The sequence below is a fragment of the Muribacter muris genome (assembly GCF_001038205.1).
Taxonomy (GTDB): domain Bacteria; phylum Pseudomonadota; class Gammaproteobacteria; order Enterobacterales; family Pasteurellaceae; genus Muribacter; species Muribacter muris.
In genome coordinates this window covers 1-19,253 of the sequence record NZ_JWIZ01000025.1, presented here as the reverse complement: position 1 = coordinate 19,253, position 19,253 = coordinate 1, and the positions used below count along the sequence as shown (strand labels likewise).

The following is a 19,253-nucleotide window of genomic DNA, read 5'->3' as shown; positions in this document are numbered from 1 at the left end:
TTATGAGTGCAACGCCCGTAGAATTTGGCGTTCAATGCCAGCGCTATCTAAACCTAATTCGGCATAGGCTTCCGCTTGGGTTGCCTGCGGCACGAACATATCGGGAATACCGAGCATAACAAGCGGTTTGATTTTGCCGATTGTTTGCAAATATTCGTTCACCGAGCTGCCCGCCCCTCCTTGAATGGCATTTTCTTCTAGGGTAACGATCAAATCGTGGCTATCAGCCAATTCAGCGATTAATTTCTCGTCCAGCGGCTTGACGAAACGCATATCGACCAAAGTGTAATCGTATTTTTCCGCCACGCTTTTTGCTTGGTTGAGCAATGCGCCAAAATTTAAGATCGCCACTTTCTGCCCTTGGCGGATCAAGCGGGCTTTGCCGACCTCAAGCGCTTGCATCGGGTGTAGTTCCACCCCTTGCGCATTCCCCCTTGGGTAACGCACCGCGACCGGCGATGACATTGTATAAGCGGTGTAGAGCATTTGGCGGAGTTCATTCTCATCGCTTGGGCACATTATCGTCATATTCGGAATACAACGCATAAAGCTCAAATCAAATGCGCCTTGATGTGTCTGCCCGTCCGCCCCGACAATGCCGGCACGATCAATTGCAAAAATAACCGGCAGATTTTGAATGGCAACATCGTGAATGAGTTGATCGTAGGCACGTTGCAAGAAGCTGGAATAAATCGCCACCACCGGTTTATAGTCGGCAATCGCCAAGCCTGCGGCAAAGGTAACGGCGTGTTGTTCGGCAATGGCAACGTCAAAATATTGTGCCGGAAAACGTTTGGAAAACTCCACCATTCCTGAGCCTTCACGCATTGCTGGCGTAATGCCGATGATCTTCGGATCTTGCTCTGCCATTTCGCAGAGCCAATCACCGAAAATTGTGGAATAAGTCGGAGCGGCTTTGGTTTGCGGCAATTTACCGCTGGTGTGGTCGAATTTAGGCACACCGTGAAAGCCGATCGGATCTTGCTCCGCCGGGTGATAACCTTTACCTTTTTTGGTTTTGATGTGTAGGAATTGCGGGCCGGGCATATTCCGCATATTTTTGAGGGTGGCGATCAGCTCGTCAATATCGTGCCCGTCAATCGGCCCGATATAGTTAAAACCAAGGGTTTCAAACATTGTGCCGACCGGTGAAACAAAGCCTTTCATTTGCTCTTCGGTGCGGCGGACAAACTCTTTAATCGGCGGTAGACCGGACAGCAATTTTTTGCCGCTCTCCCGCAAACTACCGTACAAAGATCCGGTAAACAGGCGGGCAAGGTGATTGTTTAACGCTCCCACATTCTCTGAAATCGACATTTCGTTGTCGTTCAAAATCACCAACATATCCGTATGCAGCGAGCCGGCGTGATTGATCGCTTCAAACGCCATTCCGGCGGTAATCGCACCATCGCCGATAACGCAGACGGTTTTCCTGCCTGCATTCTCTTTTTGTACCGCAATCGCAATGCCCAATCCGGCACTGATTGAGGTGGAAGAATGCCCGACACTCAACACATCGTAGGGGCTTTCTTCACGCCACGGGAAAGGGTGCAAGCCGTCTTTTTGGCGAATAGTGTGCATTTGATCCCGCCGACCGGTCAGAATTTTATGCGGATAAGCTTGATGCCCCACGTCCCATAACAGCTGGTCAAACGGGGTTTGATAAACATAATGCAAGGCAACGGTCAGCTCCACAACGCCTAAGCCGGACGCCAAATGCCCGCTGGTTTGGCTGACTGATTCCAACAGATAAGCACGCAATTCATCGCAGAGCGGGGCGAGGTTTTCTTTAGGCAGTAAACGTAAATCGTCAGGAGAGTTGATTTGACTGAGCAGAGGATAAGTTTTTTGCATAGGTTTATCTTTATAAAAATAGGGTTGCAAGCGGTCAGTTCAGCACAATTTTCTGCAAACCGCCTGCAAAACCAATTATTATTTTAAGTCGTCCGTTAAAATCGGTTGGAAACAGCCCAAAATGTCTTTCACCACGCGTCCATTGCCGACAACAACGTTGCCGGAGGTTAAATAGTCAGTGCCGCCTACAAAATTAGTTACGATTGCACCGGCTTCCCGGGCGATTAAATCCCCTGCCGCACAATCCCACGGTTTTAGACCGATCTCAAAATAGCCATCGACACGCCCTGCTGCAACATAGGCGAAATCCAACGCTGCCGAACCGGTACGGCGAAAATCTGCTACTCCTTTATTCAATACCGCTTCAATCATATTTAAATGGGTTTTCTGATGTCTTGCCGCTTTGAACGGAAAGCCGGTTGCCAATACCGCACCGTTTAAATCACGGCGTTCGTTATCAACACGCAGACGAAATTCGTTGAGCTTCGCCCCTTTACCACGCACCGCCGTAAACAGCTCATTTGCCATCGGGTCATATATCACGCCAACCTCGGTACGCCCTTCAACCCTGACCGCAATCGACACGGCAAAGTGCGGAAAACGTTTGATGAAATTGGTTGTGCCGTCTAACGGGTCGATCACCCATTGCACATTGGTATTTGTCCCGACAATCGCCCCCGATTCTTCTCCCACAATAGAATGTTCGGGGTAAGAGGCGTGAATAGTTTGAATAATGGCTTGCTCCGCCGCTTTATCAATGGCTGTTACATAATCGTGATGACCTTTTTGTGCGACTTGCATCTCTTGAGGAGATTGCTCATAGGCTTTGGCAATAATATTGCCCGCTTTGCGTGCCGCCCGAATGGCGATATTTAACATTGGGTTCATTTTTCCACCGCATTTTAAAGAACATAAAAAAGTGCATTATAGTGAAAGTTGGTGGATAAAGGAATAAACAAGCGGGCAGATTTTGCAAAAGTTTTGCAAAACGCTACCGCTTGCGTTACCAGCTGCTATAATAGCTCAATCATTTTTTAAGAGAAAAAAGTATGTCTGAAACATTCAACCCAAAACCGCGTTTTCACACCTTAGCCGAAAAACGCACGCCTAAATCGGCTGAAAAATCCTCGCCATATCACGAGCGTCCACACAGAAATGCGGCACAACGTAGTGAAACCGTTTATCCCACTGAAGCGAAAAAAGCCGGCAAGGCGAGCGGCAGTGTGAAAATCAGCCTCAAAAGCGGGAAAAGCGGCGAGAAAAAGACCGGCCCGCTTTCGCCTCGCGCGCCGGAAAAGATCCGCCAAAACCGTGCGACCGAAATGAAAATTTACGGTGAAAATGCCTGCCATACTCTGTTTAAACAGCGCCCCGATGCTATCGTGCGTCTATGGGCAACGGTCGAAGGAGCTAAAAAATCCGGCGAATTATTAAGCTACTTAGCGGCACATAAAAAAGCCTATCACGTTGTGGATAGGGCAGAAATGGAACGGGTAACAGGAACGGAGCATCACGGCGACATCTGCTTGTTAGTGAAGAAAGCGCAGGTACTTGCCCTTGAAGGCTACTTGCAACTGCCTCGCCAACGGGATTGCTTGGTACTCTTGGACGGGGTAAATAATGCACAAAATATCGGCGGTATTGTGCGAACCTGCGCTTTTTACGGCGTGAAAGGGGTGATTGTCGAACAACATGATGCGCTACATTCCGGCAATACAGCACGGGTGGCGGAAGGCGGCTTGGAGTTTGTCTATTCCCTCGAAACCAAGCACAAGCAAATCGCCCTTGAGCAACTCCGCCAAGCCGGTTATCAAATCGTGCATCTCACCCGCCAAAAACAAGCGAAGCATTTAGCACAAGCCCCCCTCAGTGAAAAGGTTGTGTTTGTTCTCAGCGAAATTGTGTCAAATGACATTGAATATCCGCAAGATACCAATGTGCAACTTTCCGTTGCCAACCCGCTCAATAGTGGCTTAAACATCGCGGTGAATGCCGGTATTTTGTTGAATCAATGGTACACACAGAATATTTTATAAACTGATAGGCGACCGCTTAACGCAAGCGGTCGGTTTTGGGCTTTTTTTAACATTCTACTGCCGTCATACACATTGATCTTTTTAAAAGGGCGACAGGTTTCATACCTAAAATTATTATGCATTCAGCTCACGCCTGCGAAACTCCTCTGCCATTGCTCTTTCCTACATTTTTCTATGCTCACTTCAGCAAATAAAGGGGTATTGATTGGGCTTTTATGTGTTCATCTCAACAACTCTACACCGATCAGTTACTGCTTTTGCCTAAAATAGCAATGAAATCAATTTGTTAATATTTTGTTTTTTAAATGTATATTTATCGTTGGATTAGCATAACATTATCGGTTAAAATATCGGCGTGTAGAAGTATGCGCACATCGGTTATTACAGCTAAAGTATGCGATTATTAAGGAGTTCCCTATGAGCAGAACAATGAAAGCAATGACTTATTACGGTGCAAACGATCTTCGCTTTGAAGATCGCCCAATCCCAACAATCATTGACCCTACCGATGCCATTATTAAAATGGAAAAAACCACCATTTGCGGTACGGATTTAGGCATTTGGAAAGGCAAAAATCCGGAAATCGAAAATACCGTGTTAGAGAAAACGGGGCAGTGGAACGGTCGTATTTTAGGGCACGAAGGGATCGGCATTGTTGAGGAAGTCGGCAGTGCGGTGAAAAACTTCAAAAAAGGCGATCGGGTGATTATCTCCTGTGTAAGTAAATGCGGCTCTTGTGAGAACTGCCAAAAACAACTTTATGCACATTGCCAAAAACAAGGCGGGTGGATTATGGGCTATATGATTGACGGTACACACGCCGAGTATGTGCGTACGCCTTTCGCCGATAATTCCTTATTTTTACTGCCTGATAACCTCAATACCGATGTTGCGGTTTTCCTCTCCGATGTTTTACCGACCAGCCACGAGATCGGCGTAAAATACGGTCAAGTTCAACCGGGCGATGCGATTGCGATTATTGGTGCCGGCCCTATCGGAATGGGTTGCTTACTGACTTCACAATTCTACTCACCTTCTACCATCATTGTGGTGGATATGGACGACAATCGCCTCGCCCTTGCCAAAGAGCTGGGCGCGACCCATATCATCAATTCCGCCAAAGAAAATGCCGTTGAAAAAATCTTAGCGATTACAGAACAACGTGGGGTCGATTGTGCAATGGAAGCGGTCGGTTTACCGGCAACGTGGGATATTTGTCAAAAAGTGGTCAAAGAAGGGGGCAACTTGGCAAATGTCGGGGTACACGGTCAATCGGTGAACTTTGAAATTGAAAAATTGTGGATCAAAAATTTAACCATTACCACAGGGCTAGTGAATACCAATACCACCGGTATGTTGTTGAAATCCTGCCAATGCGGCAAACTGCCCCTTGAGAAACTGGCGACCCACCATTTCAATTTTAGCGAAATGGAAAAAGCATACGACGTGTTCAAACACGCCTCTGATGAAAAAGCGATGAAAGTAATCATCGAAATGCGTTAATCAGGTTTTGATACAAAAGGAAAATCGCCGTTTATTTTGCAAAATAAACGGCGAATTGACCCGCTTGTCTATGCTGAGATAGCATAATTTTCGACATTATATCGCAGATACGCAAAGCGAAATGAAAGCTGACAGATAGGGAAGTAATGCTTGCATCCGTTTAATACCATCTTGAAATGCTTAGATTTTATGATGAAACTAGCGTGGCGTTCCTCCCTTTATATCTCAACAATCGCCTAGTATTTGCGAGCTAATCCTACGATTTTACAATCAAAATACTCTGCGCCTTTATTATAGATCATATGCCTACCGTTAAGGCGCAGATATTATTTCATCGGCAGCGCCGTTTTGACGGAAAATTACGCTGCTTTAGGTTTAATCATTGAATAAACAACGCCGGTTACCACTGCTCCCGCCGCAATCGCCGCCAAATACATAAGAGGCTGTGAGACAAACGGAATGACGAATAATCCGCCGTGAGGAGCTTTCAGTTCAATCGCTAACGCCATCGAAATAGCGCCGGCAGTTGCACCACCCAACACGGAAGAGGCAATCACACGCACCGGATCAGCGGCTACAAACGGCAACGCTCCTTCAGAAATAAAGCATAATCCTAATACAAACGAGGCTTTACCGGCATCTCGCTGATTGGTAGTAAATTTACGTTTTGCAATCCAAGTGGCAATCGCCATACCGATTGGCGGCACCATACCGGCAGCCATTACCGCCGCCATTGGCATATAAGCCGGCGAAGATACCGCGCCCGCACCGGAGGCAATCAGCCCTGTGCCGAACATATAAGCCGCTTTATTCACCGGCCCGCCCATATCCACACACATCATTGCGCCTAAAATAATGCCCAACACAACCGCTTGGCTGCCTTGCATTGTTTTTAACCACTCAATCAAGCTATCCATCACCAATTTAACCGGTGGGTTGATGAAGTAAATCATTGCCAGCCCGACAATCGCCGCCCCTAATAACGGCAAAATTAAAATCGGTTTGAGAGAGGTTAAACTTGGCGGCAACTGAATGGCTTGATTGAGGAACTTCACCACATAACCGGCTAAGAACCCCGCAACGATTCCGCCTAAAATCCCTGCTCCTGCACTGGTGGCGAGCATTCCGCCGATTAAACCGACCGCTAAGCCCGGTCGATCGGCAATCGAAAAGGCAACATAACCGGCAAATACGGCAATCATTAAGTGGAACGCCGCACCGCCACCAATATCCATTAACGCTTTTGGTAAACCGAAAGCAATGGCGGCATCTTGGAACGCCTCGTGTCCGAACATAAAGGAAATCGCAATCAGCAAACCGCCTGCGACGACCAACGGTAACATATGTGAAACACCGGTCATCAGATGTTTATACACACCTTTTTTCTCGCCCTGCGCCGATTCAGCTTGCGCAGTTGCCGTATTACCGCCTTGATAGATTTGCGCTTGGGCAAAGGCTTTGTCAAATTCTTGCGCCGTTTTCTTTAACGCTAAGCCGGTTGAGGTGCGGTACATCGGTTTACCTTTGAATTTGTCCAAATCCACGTCAATATCCGCCGCCACAAACACTAAATCCGCCGCTTCAATCTCCGCAGCCGAAATCGGATTGCCAGCTCCCACTTGCCCACGGGTTTCGACTTTCACATTCCAGCCTTGCGCTTTCGCATAATGCTCGATGGCTTCGGCAGACATAAATGTATGTGCCACGCCGGTCGGGCAAGCGGTAACTGCCACAATATTTTTAACACGGCTCGACGTTTCTGCTGATGTCGCATTTGCAAATAATTGTGCAGAAGCGACCGCTTGCATGAGTGTGCCGTCAGGCTCTTGCAAGGCTTGTGCCAAACTCACGATCGCCCCTTGCTTGCCAACCGCAACTGCCGGCACTTGTTCGTCAAATAGCAGGATAAAATCCGCCTGCTCGGCAGGCACAATGTTATGCCCTTGTGCTTGTGCGGCACGGGAAAGCATTTGCTCCGCTAAAAACGCCCGTGCCTTGCCCAGTTGGGCAGGGAAAATAAACGAAATATTCATATCTGTCTGTTCCTTTGATGTGTAAATTTAAAAGAGGGGCGACTAAATTGCCGTTAATTGCACCTGTTCCATAATCTCTGCCAGTGCCTGTTTATCGCTGATCCCCACATTACTTTGTGAAACGGCAAGTGCTGACGTACCACTGGCAAAACGCAAGGTATCGGCTTTGCTCCAGCCTTGTGCAAGCCCGTAAATCAGCCCCGCTACCATTGAATCGCCTGCGCCGACTGTGCTGACGACATTCTCACAACGTGGCGGCTGTGCCTGCAAAACGCCTTCTCGGTTTAACCAAATCGAGCCTTGTTCGCCCATTGAAATCACCACATTTTCAATACCTTCGGCGCTTAATTGCTGCGCTGCCAGAATAATCTCGTCCATTGTGGTGAGAGTGCGGTTTGCCCACACCTCAAGTTCTCGGCGGTTCGGCTTCACGAGCCAAGGCTGCGTTTTTAAGCCGGCGGTTAGAGCCGCATTGCTGCTGTCGAGTACCACTTTTAGCCCTTGAGCTTTCAGGGATTGCAGCCAGTCGGCAAATTGGTTTGGGCTTACGCCACGAGGGAGCGAGCCGCACACTGCCACCAAATCAAACTGCTCGTGCCAACGTTGCGACAGGGCGGTAAATTTCACCCAATCCCCCGTGCAAACTTCAAAACCTAAAAAGTTAAGATCGGTTACATCGGCAGCAGTTTCGGTGATTTTTACGTTAATGCGGGTTTTGCCGGCAATCCGGTAGAATTGATCGTCAATGCCGTTTTGTTGAAAGGTTTGGACGAAATCCCCTTGATTATCCTGCCCAAGAAAACCGCTCACGCTCAGGCAAAGCCCTAAATCTGCTAAGACTTTTGCCACGTTGATCCCTTTACCGGCAGGGTAAAGCCCTAAGGTTTCAACGGTATTGACTTCGCCCAATTCAATGCGTGGCACTCGCCCGACTAAATCAAAAGCAGGGTTAAGGGTAACGGTCGCAATGCGTAATTGTTGTGTCATTTCGCCCCCTATTCGCCTAACCCATTTGCAATCGCTTCGCCAATACCGGCTAAGGCTTGCTCGGCGTCTTCACCGCTTGCCACGAAACGTAGGCGATGCCCTTTTTGTACGCCGAGAGCGACAATTTTCATCAAACTTTTGGCACTGACGAGCGGGCTTTGGCGATCCACATTTTGCACTTGTACGGTCGCTTTGTATTTTTTCACTTCATTGACTAACACGGCACTTGGGCGAGCGTGCAAGCCGTGTTCGTTTTTCACAGTGAAAGTGGCTTCCTGTTCGTTTGAGGCAATGCTCTCATTTGCAATATTTGCCTTTAAACCGTCCGCTTGCATTGCCGTTTGCCCGACAACTTCAATGCTATCTTCAACACTCGGCACAAAGCTCACACTTTCGCCTAACCCATTGATAAAGGCTTGCTGTAAGGCTTGTAAAGCCGCTTGAGCGTCCTGCCCCTCCGCCACAAAGCGTAGGCGTTGCCCTTTGGTCGCACCTAATGCGACCACTCGCATTGTACTTTTCGCATTGACCGGTGCAGATTGACGATCGAGGTTTTCCACGCTCACTTTTGCCTCAAACGGTTTCAAGGTTTGCACCAACACGGCACAAGGACGAGCGTGTAAGCCGTGTTCATTGCGTACTGTGAAAGTGCCGATGGCTTTGTCCTGTTCACAAGCGGTGGGTTGTGGCGCAGTATTTGCAAGATCTTGTGCAGAACCGACCGCTTGCACGGCTTTGCCCGATAAGCACGCTACCATTTCCGCCGCGGACAAACGGGTAAGCTGTTGGCGGACTTCGACACTCAATAGGCAGGATAAAATCGGTTGAAGGCTATCGTCCTTCATTGCAATAGTGAGCAAAGTTTTGCCCTGCTGATTACGGGCAATCGCGATGCCGTTGTGTAAATTGCCGCCAGCACAATCATTGACAAAAAGGTTGTCGCCTAAGGCAGTCGGCTCATCGTTGAGAATATCGCTGATAAACTGTTGATTAACATAGCCCTTTTCTTGCAGGTTAGTCGCATTAACAGCAGTGAGGGCAAGTAAACTGTTGCTGTCGAGATTGAGGGAAACCAGTGTTTCGGATAACACAGGCAACGTGCTTTGCCCTTGAAAAATCGCAATAAATTCTTCAATGCTTTGGGTTTGAGCCAATTTTTCAGCAGCCGCTTCATCACCCAGTACACTGGTTAATTGACGTAAAATGGTTAAGTGTTCATCGGATTTTGCCGCAATGCCGATCACCACATAGGCAATATTGCCTTCGCCCCACTCTACCCCTTGCGGAAATTGGTAAACTTGCACGCCGGTTTGCTGTACCAACTCACGCGTATCCAATGTGCCGTGCGGAATGGCAATGCCATTGCCTAAAAATGTTGAGGTTTGGGCTTCACGGGCAAACATTCCGTTTTGATAGCCTTCATTCACATTGCCGTTGGCAATCAGCCCTTGTGCAACAAGGCGAATGGCGTCCTCTTTAGTTTGTGCCGAGCTATTCAGGCAAATATTGTTAGCTGATAGATTTAGCATTTAAACTCCTTTATGGGATTTAATTTAAAAAATAAAATAATAGTAAATTGTACTCTATTTTATGCTAAATCGATCTAGCTAAAGCTTTTTAGCCAAAAGAGAACGCTATTTTTGTGATAAAGATCACAAAATTTGCCTCTATTGATGATTGATAGGTCAAATTATGCCTGCCCGTACATTTGCCATAATCCTTCTTGTAAGCTGAACGGTGTTTCATTTTCTTTCGGCACGAGCTGTTTATAGCTGCCGTCCGGCTGCATTTCCCACGCTTTCGTGTTATCTTTTAACGCCATCGTCAAACTTTCTTCAATCACGCGTGCTTTTAGGTCGGGGTGTTCAATCGGGGTTGCCGTTTCAATGCGGCGGAAAAAGTTGCGTCCCATCCAGTCGGCACTGGAAATGTAGGTATTTTCCGCCCCATTATTGTAAAAGTAGTACACTCGGGAATGTTCAAGTTGGCGACCGACGATTGAACGCACTCGAATGGTTTCCGATAACCCCGGCACGCCCGGACGTAACGTACACATTCCTCTGACGATTAAGTCAATTTGCACGCCGGCTTGGCTAGCGGCATAGAGTGCTTCAATCACTTCCGTTTCGACCAGTGAGTTCATTTTTGCAATAATCCGAGCGGATCTCCCCGCTTGTGCATTGAGCTTCTCTTGGTTGATATGCTCAAGCATCATCTGATGTAGTGTAAACGGGCTTTGATAGATTTTGTTGAGCTTGGCAGGCTTGCCCAAGCCGGTAATTTCAATAAAGAGTGTATTCACATCATCGGTGATCTGCTCGTCATCGGTTATTAAGCCGAAATCCGTATAAATGCGAGATGTGCCTTGGTGATAATTGCCCGTTCCTAAATGCGCATAGCGTTTCAGTTGCCCGTTTTCACGGCGGATAATCAGCAGCATTTTAGCGTGCACTTTATAGCCGAATACGCCGTACACTACCTGCGCACCGGCATTTTCCAACTGCTGCGCCCAATTGACATTGGTTGCCTCATCAAAACGTGCCATTAGCTCGACAACCACGGTAACCTGCTTGCCCGATAACGCCGCTTTCATTAAGGCGGACACTAATTCAGAGCGATTACCGGTACGGTAGATCGTCATTTTAATCGCTAAGACATCAGGATCGGCGGCGGCTTCACGGATCATCTGCACCACCGGATCAAACGATTGATAAGGGTGATGCAATAAGATAGGGGCTTGCCTGACACGCGCCCAAATCGAGCTGTTTTTACTGGGCTTGGGCAAATTAGCCGGGCTGATCGGACGAAATTTCAGATCGGGGCGTTCAACCAAATCCGGCACTGCCGTCAGACGAATAAGGTTTACAGGGCCTTTGACTTGGTAAAGTTCATCGGCTGTCAGTTTAAATTGTTCAAGCAGAAAACCATAAATATGCGCAGGGCAGAGATCGGAAACTTCCAGCCGCACGGCATCGCCGTATTCTCTGTCGTGTAACTCGCTTTGGACGGCGGTGCGTAAATTATCTAGCAATTCTCTATCGGCTTCGACACTCAAATCGCTATCACGCGTTAAACGAAATTGGTGGCAGCCTTTCACTTTCATTCCGGAAAACAGTTTATGTACATTGGAATGTAAAATCGAGGAAAGCAGCACAAAACCGTCCGCCCCTTGACAAATTTCCGGCGGCAGCTTTAATACACGCGGCAAAATGCGGGGAGCTTGTATAATTGCCATACTGGAAGGTCTGCCAAAAGCATCGTTGCCGTCAAGTTCTATCGCAAAATTCAGCGATTTATTCAATACCCTCGGGAAAGGGTGGCTCGGATCAAGCCCGACAGGGGTTAAAATCGGCAATACTTCCCGATCAAAATACGCGCTGATCCACTGGCGTTGCTCGGCAGTCCAAGTCGGGCGGCGGTAAAAATAAATGCCCTCTTTCGCTAATTCGGGTTGAAGTACATCATTAAAGAGACTGTACTGTTCGTTAATCAGATTGCGGGCTTCCATTGAGGATAGGGTGATCGCTTGGGCGGGCGTTTTGCCGCTGTCGAGCAGCCGATGCGGGTGTAATTTGCTCTCTCGGCGTAAACTGGCAATCCGTACTTCAAAAAATTCGTCCAGATTGGAAGAGACAATACATAAAAAGCGTAGCCGCTCCAGTAACGGCACACTCGGATCTTGCGCCTGTGCCAACACCCGACGGTTAAAGGCGAGTAAACTCATTTCACGGCAAAGAAAGCGGTTATAGTCAGTCATTTTATGATTCTCCCACGTTGACGATATAAACAGAAGAAAGATAACTGACAAAAATGACAGAATGATGACAATCAGAAAAAAAGGTTGACAGAAAAAACGGAATAGATCGTTCTATTCTAAATTTTATTTTAAAATCAAACAGATAGACGCTTATTCACTATCGTTTATCGGTTCGATTTTCATTCTGCTGTGATCGGTGGCAAAGCCGTTGCAATAGCGTTTAGGGAAAGGAATTGCAAATTTTTTGTCTTTCACGACCGCTTGGTATTCACAGATAAAACGTTCTTGCTCTAAAATCGGATAAGATCCGTCTTTTCGTGGTACCGGATCAATCTTACTAAATAACTGCCATTTAACGCAGGTATTTTCGGGGTAATGACAGCCGACATTGATAATATTTGCTGTTTCCACCGTGCCAACGTGGCCGGTCGGGGTGTTCCCTTCATTATCGGGAAATGGGTGAGCGTTTAAAAAGCCAAAAATGCTGTCAGAGGCATATAGGCTTTGGTGGACATACTGCCACACAACGTGGCGTAAAAAGAACTGATCGGCAAAACGTCTATCTAAATCTTCCGTTTCTGCATAGTGCAGCATTTTTTGAGTAATGTTGGGAATCGCACCGCCTTTTGCGCCCCAAAGCCCCGCAAGTATAAGCTCGGTATGCGATCCGGAATCCCGAATGGTGTGGAAAGTTTTACCGCTGGCGATCCACTCGTTTACGATATCGACTTCCCGCCAAGAGATCACCGAATCGACATCTCTAAAGATCACATTTTCAATGGTCGAATCATCAATCGCCAAAAAGCGCCACATCGTACCGGGTAGTTTCTCCGCCAACTCACCTTCCATCAATACAATTTCAGCGTTATTTTGACGTAGCCTTGCCACTGTATCAGCCGGTACATTTTGATCGATATAATAGCGGCAAACCCAGCCGGGATAGAGTGTGCCAACCACCTGCGCATTCAGCACTGCCCCCTCAAGATATTCAATCCCTGACCCGAATAGCGAAAAGGCAATCACATTTTTACCCATTGAATGAGGTACGGGAAGTTCGGGTAATTCACCGTTTGCCATCACCCGTTCATCACGTAAAGTGAGTGCTTTCAAACCGGCTTGACGGCATTGCGCCATATCTCGTTTGAAATAGTAAGCGTGGGATAGCACATCATAGGCATTCAAAAAGCTCGGATCACGCTCAAGAATTTGGTGAGCATAATCAATCGCCCGATCCCACTCGGCACAATAGATCGCACAGGTTGCCGCATTACTCAACGGTTCGTCTTCTTCGGGGCATATTTTATGCCACGCTAATGCCGTATCCTGCGCCTTTGCATACTCTTTTTGGCGATAATAAAGATAAAACAGCGCTTTTAATTCGGCACGAATATGTTGAATTTTCTGTTCAAGTGTCGGCATAGTATTTTTACGATTATCGCCTTGCGGCAATATTTATCGGATAATTTCAGCAGGGGTAAAAAAATAGGCAATTTCACGAGCAGCGGATTGAATGGAATCCGAGCCGTGTACCGCATTTTCACGGGTACTTTGCCCGAACATTTTGCGGATCGTCCCCATTTTACGCTGTTCCGGCAAGGTAGCCCCCATTAACTCTCGGTAATTCTGCACTGCATTTTCGCCTTCTAATACGGCAACCACCACCGGTGCAGAGGTCATAAACGCAATCAGCGGGTCAAAAAACGCTTTGCCTTGATGCTCGGCGTAGAAGCCTTCCGCCTGATCGGTGGTTAATTGCACCATTTTTAACGCTTTGATCGTTAAGCCGTTTTTTTCAATGTGGCTTATTACTTCACCTATTAAGCCGTTTGAAGTCATATCCGGTTTAATGATCGCTAAAGTTTGTTCCTTCATTGTTTCTCCCTTGTAAGCGGTCGGTTAAGGCGAAATCCTTGCAAATTTACGCTCTCTCTTTGACTGAACGTTTGCACATTTTCCAGCGTAACCGACCGCTTGCTGACTATTTTACCTGCATACCTGCGCTAACGCCTGCATCGGCGGACAGTAAGAACAAATCCGCTCCGCCTGTGCCGGCGGATAAAATCATTCCTTCCGATAAGCCGAACGACATTTTGCGTGGCGCAAGGTTTGCTACCATAATCACGAAGCGACCTTCTAGCTCTGTCGGTTGGTTATAGGCTGCTTTGATGCCGGAAAACACTTGGCGGGTATGGTCGCCGAGATCCAATTCAAAGCGGAGTAGTTTGTCGGACTTTGGCACGGCTTCACATTTTAAAACTTTAGCAACCCGTAAATCGAGTTTGGCGAAGTCGTCAATCGTAATTTCAGGGGCAATAGGTTCGATATTGGTATGACAAGCGGTCATTTTATCCTCTTTTTTCGCAGATTCGGCAAATAATGCTTTGGTTTCTTCAATCACCGCATCAATCTGTTTTTTCTCTAAACGGGCAAACAGCGCTTTAAACGGGGCGATTTGGTGGTTAAATAGCGGGGTGTCAATATTATCCCAGCGCAGTTCCGTTTGTAAAAAGGCTTCGGCACGAGCGGCAAGCTGCGGTAACACCGGTTTGAGATAGCTGATTAACACACGAAATAATTCCAACCCCATTGAGCAGACGGCTTGTAGCTCCGCCTCTTTGCCCGCTTGTTTGGCGATTACCCACGGGGCTTTTTCGTCAATATATTTATTCGCTTTATCCGTTAAACTCATAATTTCTCGGATCGCTTTATTATATTCACGCTTTTCAAAATAGTCGGCAATCTGTGCCGATTGTGCGGTAAATTCGCCGAAAAGTGCCGGATCAGCCAATTCAGCGGCAAGTTTGCCGTCAAACCGCTTTGTAATAAAACCGGCATTACGAGAGGCTAAATTCACCAATTTATTGACAATATCGCTATTGACCCGTTGCACAAAATCATCAAGATTAAAGTCTAAATCTTCAATGCGATCGTTGAGTTTCGCCGCATAGTAGTAGCGTAAACATTCCGGATCAATGTGTTTGAGGTAGGTGCTGGCTTGAATGAATGTGCCACGGGATTTGGACATTTTCTGCCCATCTACTGTAACGTAGCCGTGGGCAAACACGTTGGTCGGCTTGCGGTAGCCACTACCCTCCAACATCGCCGGCCAAAACAGACTGTGGAAGTACACAATATCTTTACCGATAAAGTGATAAAGCTCGGTTTTTGCCTCTTTGTGCCAGTATTCGTCAAAGTCTAAACCGATACGGTCGCACAAGTTTTTAAACGATGCCATATAGCCGATTGGCGCATCTAACCAAACGTAGAAGAATTTATTCGGTTCGTCCGGTATTTCAAACCCAAAATAAGGGGCATCACGGCTAATATCCCATTGCTGTAAGCCGCTTTCAAACCATTCTTGCATTTTGTTGGCAATTTCCGGCTGTAACGAACCGGAGCGTGTCCACGCCTGTAACATTGCTTCAAAGTGAGGCAGGTCAAAGAAAAAATGCTCGGACTCTTTCATCACCGGAGCCGCACCGGATACGGCGGAACGAGGGTTGATTAAATCCATTGGGCTGTATGTGGAGGCACAGACTTCGCAGTTATCGCCGTATTGATCTTCAGCTTTACATTTCGGGCAAGTCCCTTTCACAAAACGATCGGGCAGAAACATCTGTTTTTCAGGATCAAATAACTGTGCAATAGTGCGGCTTTTAATAAAACCGTTTGCCTTTAATTGCCGATAAATCGCTGCGGTTAATTGGCGGTTTTCATCACTGTGGGTGGAATGATAATTATCAAAGCTAATGTTAAATCCGGCAAAATCGGCAATGTGATCGGTTTTGGCTTTTTCGATAAGCTGTTCTGGCGTAATGCCTAGCTTGGCGGCGTTAAGCATAATCGGTGTGCCGTGGGCATCGTCAGCACAGACGAAATGGACATCGTGTCCCCGCATACGCTGAAAGCGTACCCAAATATCCGCCTGAATATGTTCAAGCATATGCCCTAGATGAATTGCGCCGTTGGCATAGGGCAGCGCACAGGTTACTAACATTTTACGTGGGTTATTTGACATAGTGTTCTCTCTATCACAATTTTAGGGGGAATTGTAGCGGAAACAGGGCGTTTTTCCTAGCCGAAACGACTAGCTAATCACGCCGATTTACTGTAAACTATGCTCCCGTCCTGATGGTATGAACCATTCCTTTTATCAAATTCTTATCAATTATTAATCGCACAAGGCAATAGTATGGCAACGAATTATATTTTCGTGACCGGCGGCGTTGTTTCTTCTTTAGGGAAAGGCATTGCTGCTGCGTCATTAGCGTCCATTTTGGAAGCGCGCGGCTTAAAAGTTACGATGATGAAACTTGACCCCTACATCAATGTCGATCCGGGCACAATGAGTCCGACTCAGCACGGGGAAGTGTTTGTTACCGAAGACGGCGCGGAAACGGATCTTGATTTAGGGCATTATGAGCGTTTTATCCGCACCAAAATGAGTAAGGCGAACAACTTTACAAGCGGTAAGATCTACTCGGAAGTTTTGCGAAAAGAGCGCCGTGGCGATTATTTAGGGGCAACTATCCAAGTAATCCCGCATATCACCAACGAGATCAAAGCCCGTGTGATTGCCGGCGGTAAAGGACACGATGTGGCGATTGTCGAAGTGGGCGGTACGGTCGGCGATATTGAATCGCTCCCGTTTTTAGAAGCCTTGCGTCAATTAGCGGTGGAAGTCGGGCGTGGAAAAACTCTATTTATGCATTTGACCCTTGTGCCGTATATCCCAACGGCGGGTGAGGTGAAAACCAAACCGACACAACACTCGGTGAAAGAGTTATTGTCGATCGGTATTCAACCTGATGTACTGGTATGCCGCTCCGACCGAATGATTCCGGCAAACGAGCGTTCCAAAATCGCCTTATTCTGTAACGTGCCGGAGCGTGCGGTCATTTCCCTCAAAGATGTGGATTCCATTTACCGTATCCCTGCGTTATTGAAATCGCAAGGCTTAGACGATTTTATTTGCGATCGTTTCCGTTTAACCTGCAAAGAGGCAGATCTCTCGGAGTGGGAGCAAGTGCTTTATCAGCAAGCTAATCCAACGGGCGAAGTTACTATCGGTATGGTCGGGAAATATGTTGAATTGCCGGATGCCTACAAATCGGTAAACGAAGCCTTAAAACACGCAGGGCTAAAAAATCGTTTGACGGTTAATATCAAATATATCGATTCACAAGATGTCGAAACCCGTGGCGTTGAAGTGCTGCAAGGGCTGGATGCGATTTTAGTACCGGGCGGCTTTGGCTATCGTGGTGTAGAAGGTAAAATTTTAACCACACAATATGCCCGTGAAAATCACATTCCTTACTTGGGCATTTGTTTAGGTATGCAAATTGCCTTGATTGAGTATGCGCGGAATGTTGCCAAAATGCCGGGGGCAAACTCCAGCGAGTTCGACAAAGAAGCGCAATTCCCGGTTGTCGGGTTGATTACCGAATGGCAAGATGCCGAAGGGAATGTGGAAGTGCGTTCGGACGACTCCGATCTCGGCGGCACAATGCGTTTAGGCGCACAGGCGTGCCACCTTGTGAAAGGTACACTTGCCCGCCAAGTCTATGGTTCGGACACTATTTTTGAACGCCACCGCCACCGCTACGAAGTCAATAACACCTTGTTACCGCAAATTGAAGCGGCAGGGTTAAAAGTGAGCGGGTTGTCGGCAGATCGCAAATTAGTTGAGATTATTGAAGTGCCAAACCACCCTTGGTTTATTGCGGCACAATTCCATCCGGAATTTACTTCGACCCCGCGTGATGGACACCCACTGTTTGAGGGCTTTATCAAAGCGGCTAAAACCCATCAAGCACAAAAAACAGCTTAATTGCAACTCAAAGCGGATTATCAGTTTAATCCGCTTTTTCTTTGCGGCAAAGTCAGCTCTCCAGACGTAATAAATCCGGCAAGGTAGCAAAACTCTCTTCCGTAACGGTTTTATGGAAATCCTCGATATAAGCAATATGTTGGTCGGTTTCCCGAATCGCTCCGTATAAATTACTGTATAGCCCCGCCTCCGTAATTTTACGGGCGACAACATAGCCTCGCTCCAAGTAGGGTTTCACCGCCCAATAAGGCAATGCGGCAATCCCTCTTTTACTGGCAACCAGTTGAATAATGGCAATGGTCAGTTCGCTGGTACGGCGGTTAGGATTGATCCCCGCGGGGTGTAACACTTTGCGGAGCAGATCCAACATATCGTCCGGAACGGGGTAGTGAATAAGTGTTTCATTTGCAAAATCTTCCGCATTCCAGACCGCTTGATGTGCCAACGGGTGATCCTTAGAGCAAATTCCCACCATTTCGTAAGCAAAAAGCGGCTTGTAAATAATATCGCTATTATTTTCCTTCTCCGCCACCACCGCCCAATCGGCACGGTGGGAGAGCAACAGCCCCACCGTATCGGTATGAAAGCCCGACACAATATCCAACTCAACCAACCCCCAATTTTTACGGAAGCTATCCATCGCCGGCATCAGCCAGTCAAAACAGGTATGGCACTCCACCGCAATGCGTAACTCTCCGACTTCCCCCTGTTTTACACGCACTAAATCCAATTCCGCCTCCGCCACTTTCGGTAAAATGTCGTGGGCTAATTTAATCAAACGTTCGCCGGCGGGCGTAAAATGAATAGGCTGGGTTTTGCGTTCAAACATTATCAGATCGTATTGTTCCTCAAGTTGTTTAATCTGATGAGATAACGCCGATTGGGTAAGATGCACTTGTTTGGCCGCCAATGACACGCTCCCCGTTTCTTTTAAGGCAATCAACGTTTTTAAATGGCGAAGTTCAAGGAAGGTTGGTTTTATCATTAAAATATATATTCCGGTTAAGTGGATGATGAATTTTATCCCGACAAGCGGTCGGTTTCATCTGTTTTTTTACATAAAGCAAAAAACGGTCTGCGAAGAGAATAAAAGTTATGGCAGAAATTATTTGAGATTAAACTTGCAGCAAGCGAATTGTCTTTCCGACTAAAAGCAAGGGGCTGTACTAGATAACTAGAATAAATTCTGCTTTACTAATTGTTTTAAAATGGAAAATTGAACTTTTATTTCACTGTGGTTAAAACGCCATTCA

General features: G+C 47.1%; 13 protein-coding genes and 1 pseudogene. 3 read left to right on the top strand and 11 right to left on the bottom strand.

The annotated features are described in order from the left end of the window. Window positions 1-1,854: a 1-deoxy-D-xylulose-5-phosphate synthase gene (gene dxs, locus RO21_RS05165; RefSeq protein WP_047976730.1), complete on the bottom strand. Its 1,854-nt coding sequence runs from the start codon at window positions 1,852-1,854 to the stop codon at window positions 1-3. Window positions 1,855-1,932: 78 nt separating this feature from the next. Beyond that, window positions 1,933-2,742, bottom strand: a complete 810-nt coding sequence (gene suhB, locus RO21_RS05160; RefSeq protein ID WP_047976729.1) for an inositol-1-monophosphatase — start codon at window positions 2,740-2,742, stop codon at window positions 1,933-1,935. A gap of 161 nt (window positions 2,743-2,903) precedes the next feature. Between suhB and RO21_RS05155 the strand changes: the two genes are divergently transcribed. Next, window positions 2,904-3,890, top strand: a complete 987-nt coding sequence (locus RO21_RS05155) for a TrmH family RNA methyltransferase (RefSeq protein ID WP_047976728.1) — start codon at window positions 2,904-2,906, stop codon at window positions 3,888-3,890. A gap of 417 nt (window positions 3,891-4,307) precedes the next feature. Further along, the gene (locus RO21_RS05150) at window positions 4,308-5,393 is read left to right on the top strand and encodes a zinc-dependent alcohol dehydrogenase family protein (protein WP_047976727.1); all 1,086 of its coding nucleotides are present in this window, start codon (window positions 4,308-4,310) and stop codon (window positions 5,391-5,393) included. Between the two features lie 359 nt (window positions 5,394-5,752). On the opposite strand, the gene RO21_RS05145 is transcribed toward RO21_RS05150, so the two are convergent. The 7 genes from RO21_RS05145 to metG all read right to left on the bottom strand — a co-directional run bounded on the left by RO21_RS05145 (window position 5,753) and on the right by metG (window position 16,188). After that, complete coding sequence (locus RO21_RS05145; protein WP_047976726.1) at window positions 5,753-7,426, bottom strand: fructose-specific PTS transporter subunit EIIC; 1,674 nt, start codon at window positions 7,424-7,426, stop codon at window positions 5,753-5,755. A gap of 42 nt (window positions 7,427-7,468) precedes the next feature. Then, on the bottom strand, window positions 7,469-8,413 hold the full coding sequence (fruK, locus tag RO21_RS05140) for a 1-phosphofructokinase (RefSeq protein ID WP_047976725.1): 945 nt from the start codon (window positions 8,411-8,413) through the stop codon (window positions 7,469-7,471). An 8-nt stretch (window positions 8,414-8,421) separates the two neighbouring features. After that, entirely contained in the window at window positions 8,422-9,942 is a 1,521-nt protein-coding gene (fruB, locus tag RO21_RS05135; protein ID WP_047976724.1) for a fused PTS fructose transporter subunit IIA/HPr protein, read from the bottom strand. Between the two features lie 161 nt (window positions 9,943-10,103). Next, window positions 10,104-12,170 (bottom strand): polyphosphate kinase 1, encoded by a 2,067-nt coding sequence (ppk1, locus tag RO21_RS05130; protein WP_047976723.1) that lies wholly within the window; start codon window positions 12,168-12,170, stop codon window positions 10,104-10,106. 150 nt (window positions 12,171-12,320) lie between these two features. Further along, window positions 12,321-13,589, bottom strand: coding sequence for a tetratricopeptide repeat protein (locus RO21_RS05125; protein ID WP_047976739.1), 1,269 nt, complete (start codon window positions 13,587-13,589; stop codon window positions 12,321-12,323). A 33-nt stretch (window positions 13,590-13,622) separates the two neighbouring features. Then, a complete protein-coding gene (gene ndk, locus RO21_RS05120) occupies window positions 13,623-14,042 on the bottom strand; it encodes a nucleoside-diphosphate kinase (RefSeq protein WP_047976722.1) in 420 nt (139 codons plus the stop codon). A 106-nt stretch (window positions 14,043-14,148) separates the two neighbouring features. Beyond that, on the bottom strand, window positions 14,149-16,188 hold the full coding sequence (gene metG, locus RO21_RS05115; protein ID WP_047976721.1) for a methionine--tRNA ligase: 2,040 nt from the start codon (window positions 16,186-16,188) through the stop codon (window positions 14,149-14,151). A gap of 174 nt (window positions 16,189-16,362) precedes the next feature. Here metG and pyrG point away from each other — a divergent pair, with 174 nt between their 5' ends. Further along, window positions 16,363-18,000: a glutamine hydrolyzing CTP synthase gene (pyrG, locus tag RO21_RS05110; protein ID WP_047976720.1), complete on the top strand. Its 1,638-nt coding sequence runs from the start codon at window positions 16,363-16,365 to the stop codon at window positions 17,998-18,000. A 52-nt stretch (window positions 18,001-18,052) separates the two neighbouring features. Here the strand turns inward: pyrG and RO21_RS05105 are convergent, their stop codons facing one another. Together RO21_RS05105 and RO21_RS12770 are read right to left on the bottom strand one after the other, a co-directional pair. Continuing rightward, a complete protein-coding gene (locus RO21_RS05105) occupies window positions 18,053-18,982 on the bottom strand; it encodes a LysR family transcriptional regulator (RefSeq protein WP_047976738.1) in 930 nt (309 codons plus the stop codon). A 192-nt stretch (window positions 18,983-19,174) separates the two neighbouring features. Continuing rightward, window positions 19,175-19,253 (bottom strand): annotated as a pseudogene (locus RO21_RS12770) (IS1595 family transposase); the annotation flags it as partial.

Excerpts from the sequence above, each read along its gene's own strand:
- RO21_RS05125 (WP_047976739.1), bottom strand. The coding sequence starts at position 13,589 with ATGCCGACACTTGAACAGAAAATTCAACATATTCGTGCCGAATTAAAA.
- ndk (WP_047976722.1), bottom strand. The coding sequence starts at position 14,042 with ATGAAGGAACAAACTTTAGCGATCATTAAACCGGATATGACTTCAAAC.
- RO21_RS05155 (WP_047976728.1), top strand. The coding sequence starts at position 2,904 with ATGTCTGAAACATTCAACCCAAAACCGCGTTTTCACACCTTAGCCGAA.
- fruK (WP_047976725.1), bottom strand. The coding sequence starts at position 8,413 with ATGACACAACAATTACGCATTGCGACCGTTACCCTTAACCCTGCTTTT.
- ppk1 (WP_047976723.1), bottom strand. The coding sequence starts at position 12,170 with ATGACTGACTATAACCGCTTTCTTTGCCGTGAAATGAGTTTACTCGCC.
- metG (WP_047976721.1), bottom strand. The coding sequence starts at position 16,188 with ATGTCAAATAACCCACGTAAAATGTTAGTAACCTGTGCGCTGCCCTAT.
- RO21_RS05145 (WP_047976726.1), bottom strand. The coding sequence starts at position 7,426 with ATGAATATTTCGTTTATTTTCCCTGCCCAACTGGGCAAGGCACGGGCG.
- pyrG (WP_047976720.1), top strand. The coding sequence starts at position 16,363 with ATGGCAACGAATTATATTTTCGTGACCGGCGGCGTTGTTTCTTCTTTA.
- fruB (WP_047976724.1), bottom strand. The coding sequence starts at position 9,942 with ATGCTAAATCTATCAGCTAACAATATTTGCCTGAATAGCTCGGCACAA.
- dxs (WP_047976730.1), bottom strand. The coding sequence starts at position 1,854 with ATGCAAAAAACTTATCCTCTGCTCAGTCAAATCAACTCTCCTGACGAT.
- suhB (WP_047976729.1), bottom strand. The coding sequence starts at position 2,742 with ATGAACCCAATGTTAAATATCGCCATTCGGGCGGCACGCAAAGCGGGC.
- RO21_RS05150 (WP_047976727.1), top strand. The coding sequence starts at position 4,308 with ATGAGCAGAACAATGAAAGCAATGACTTATTACGGTGCAAACGATCTT.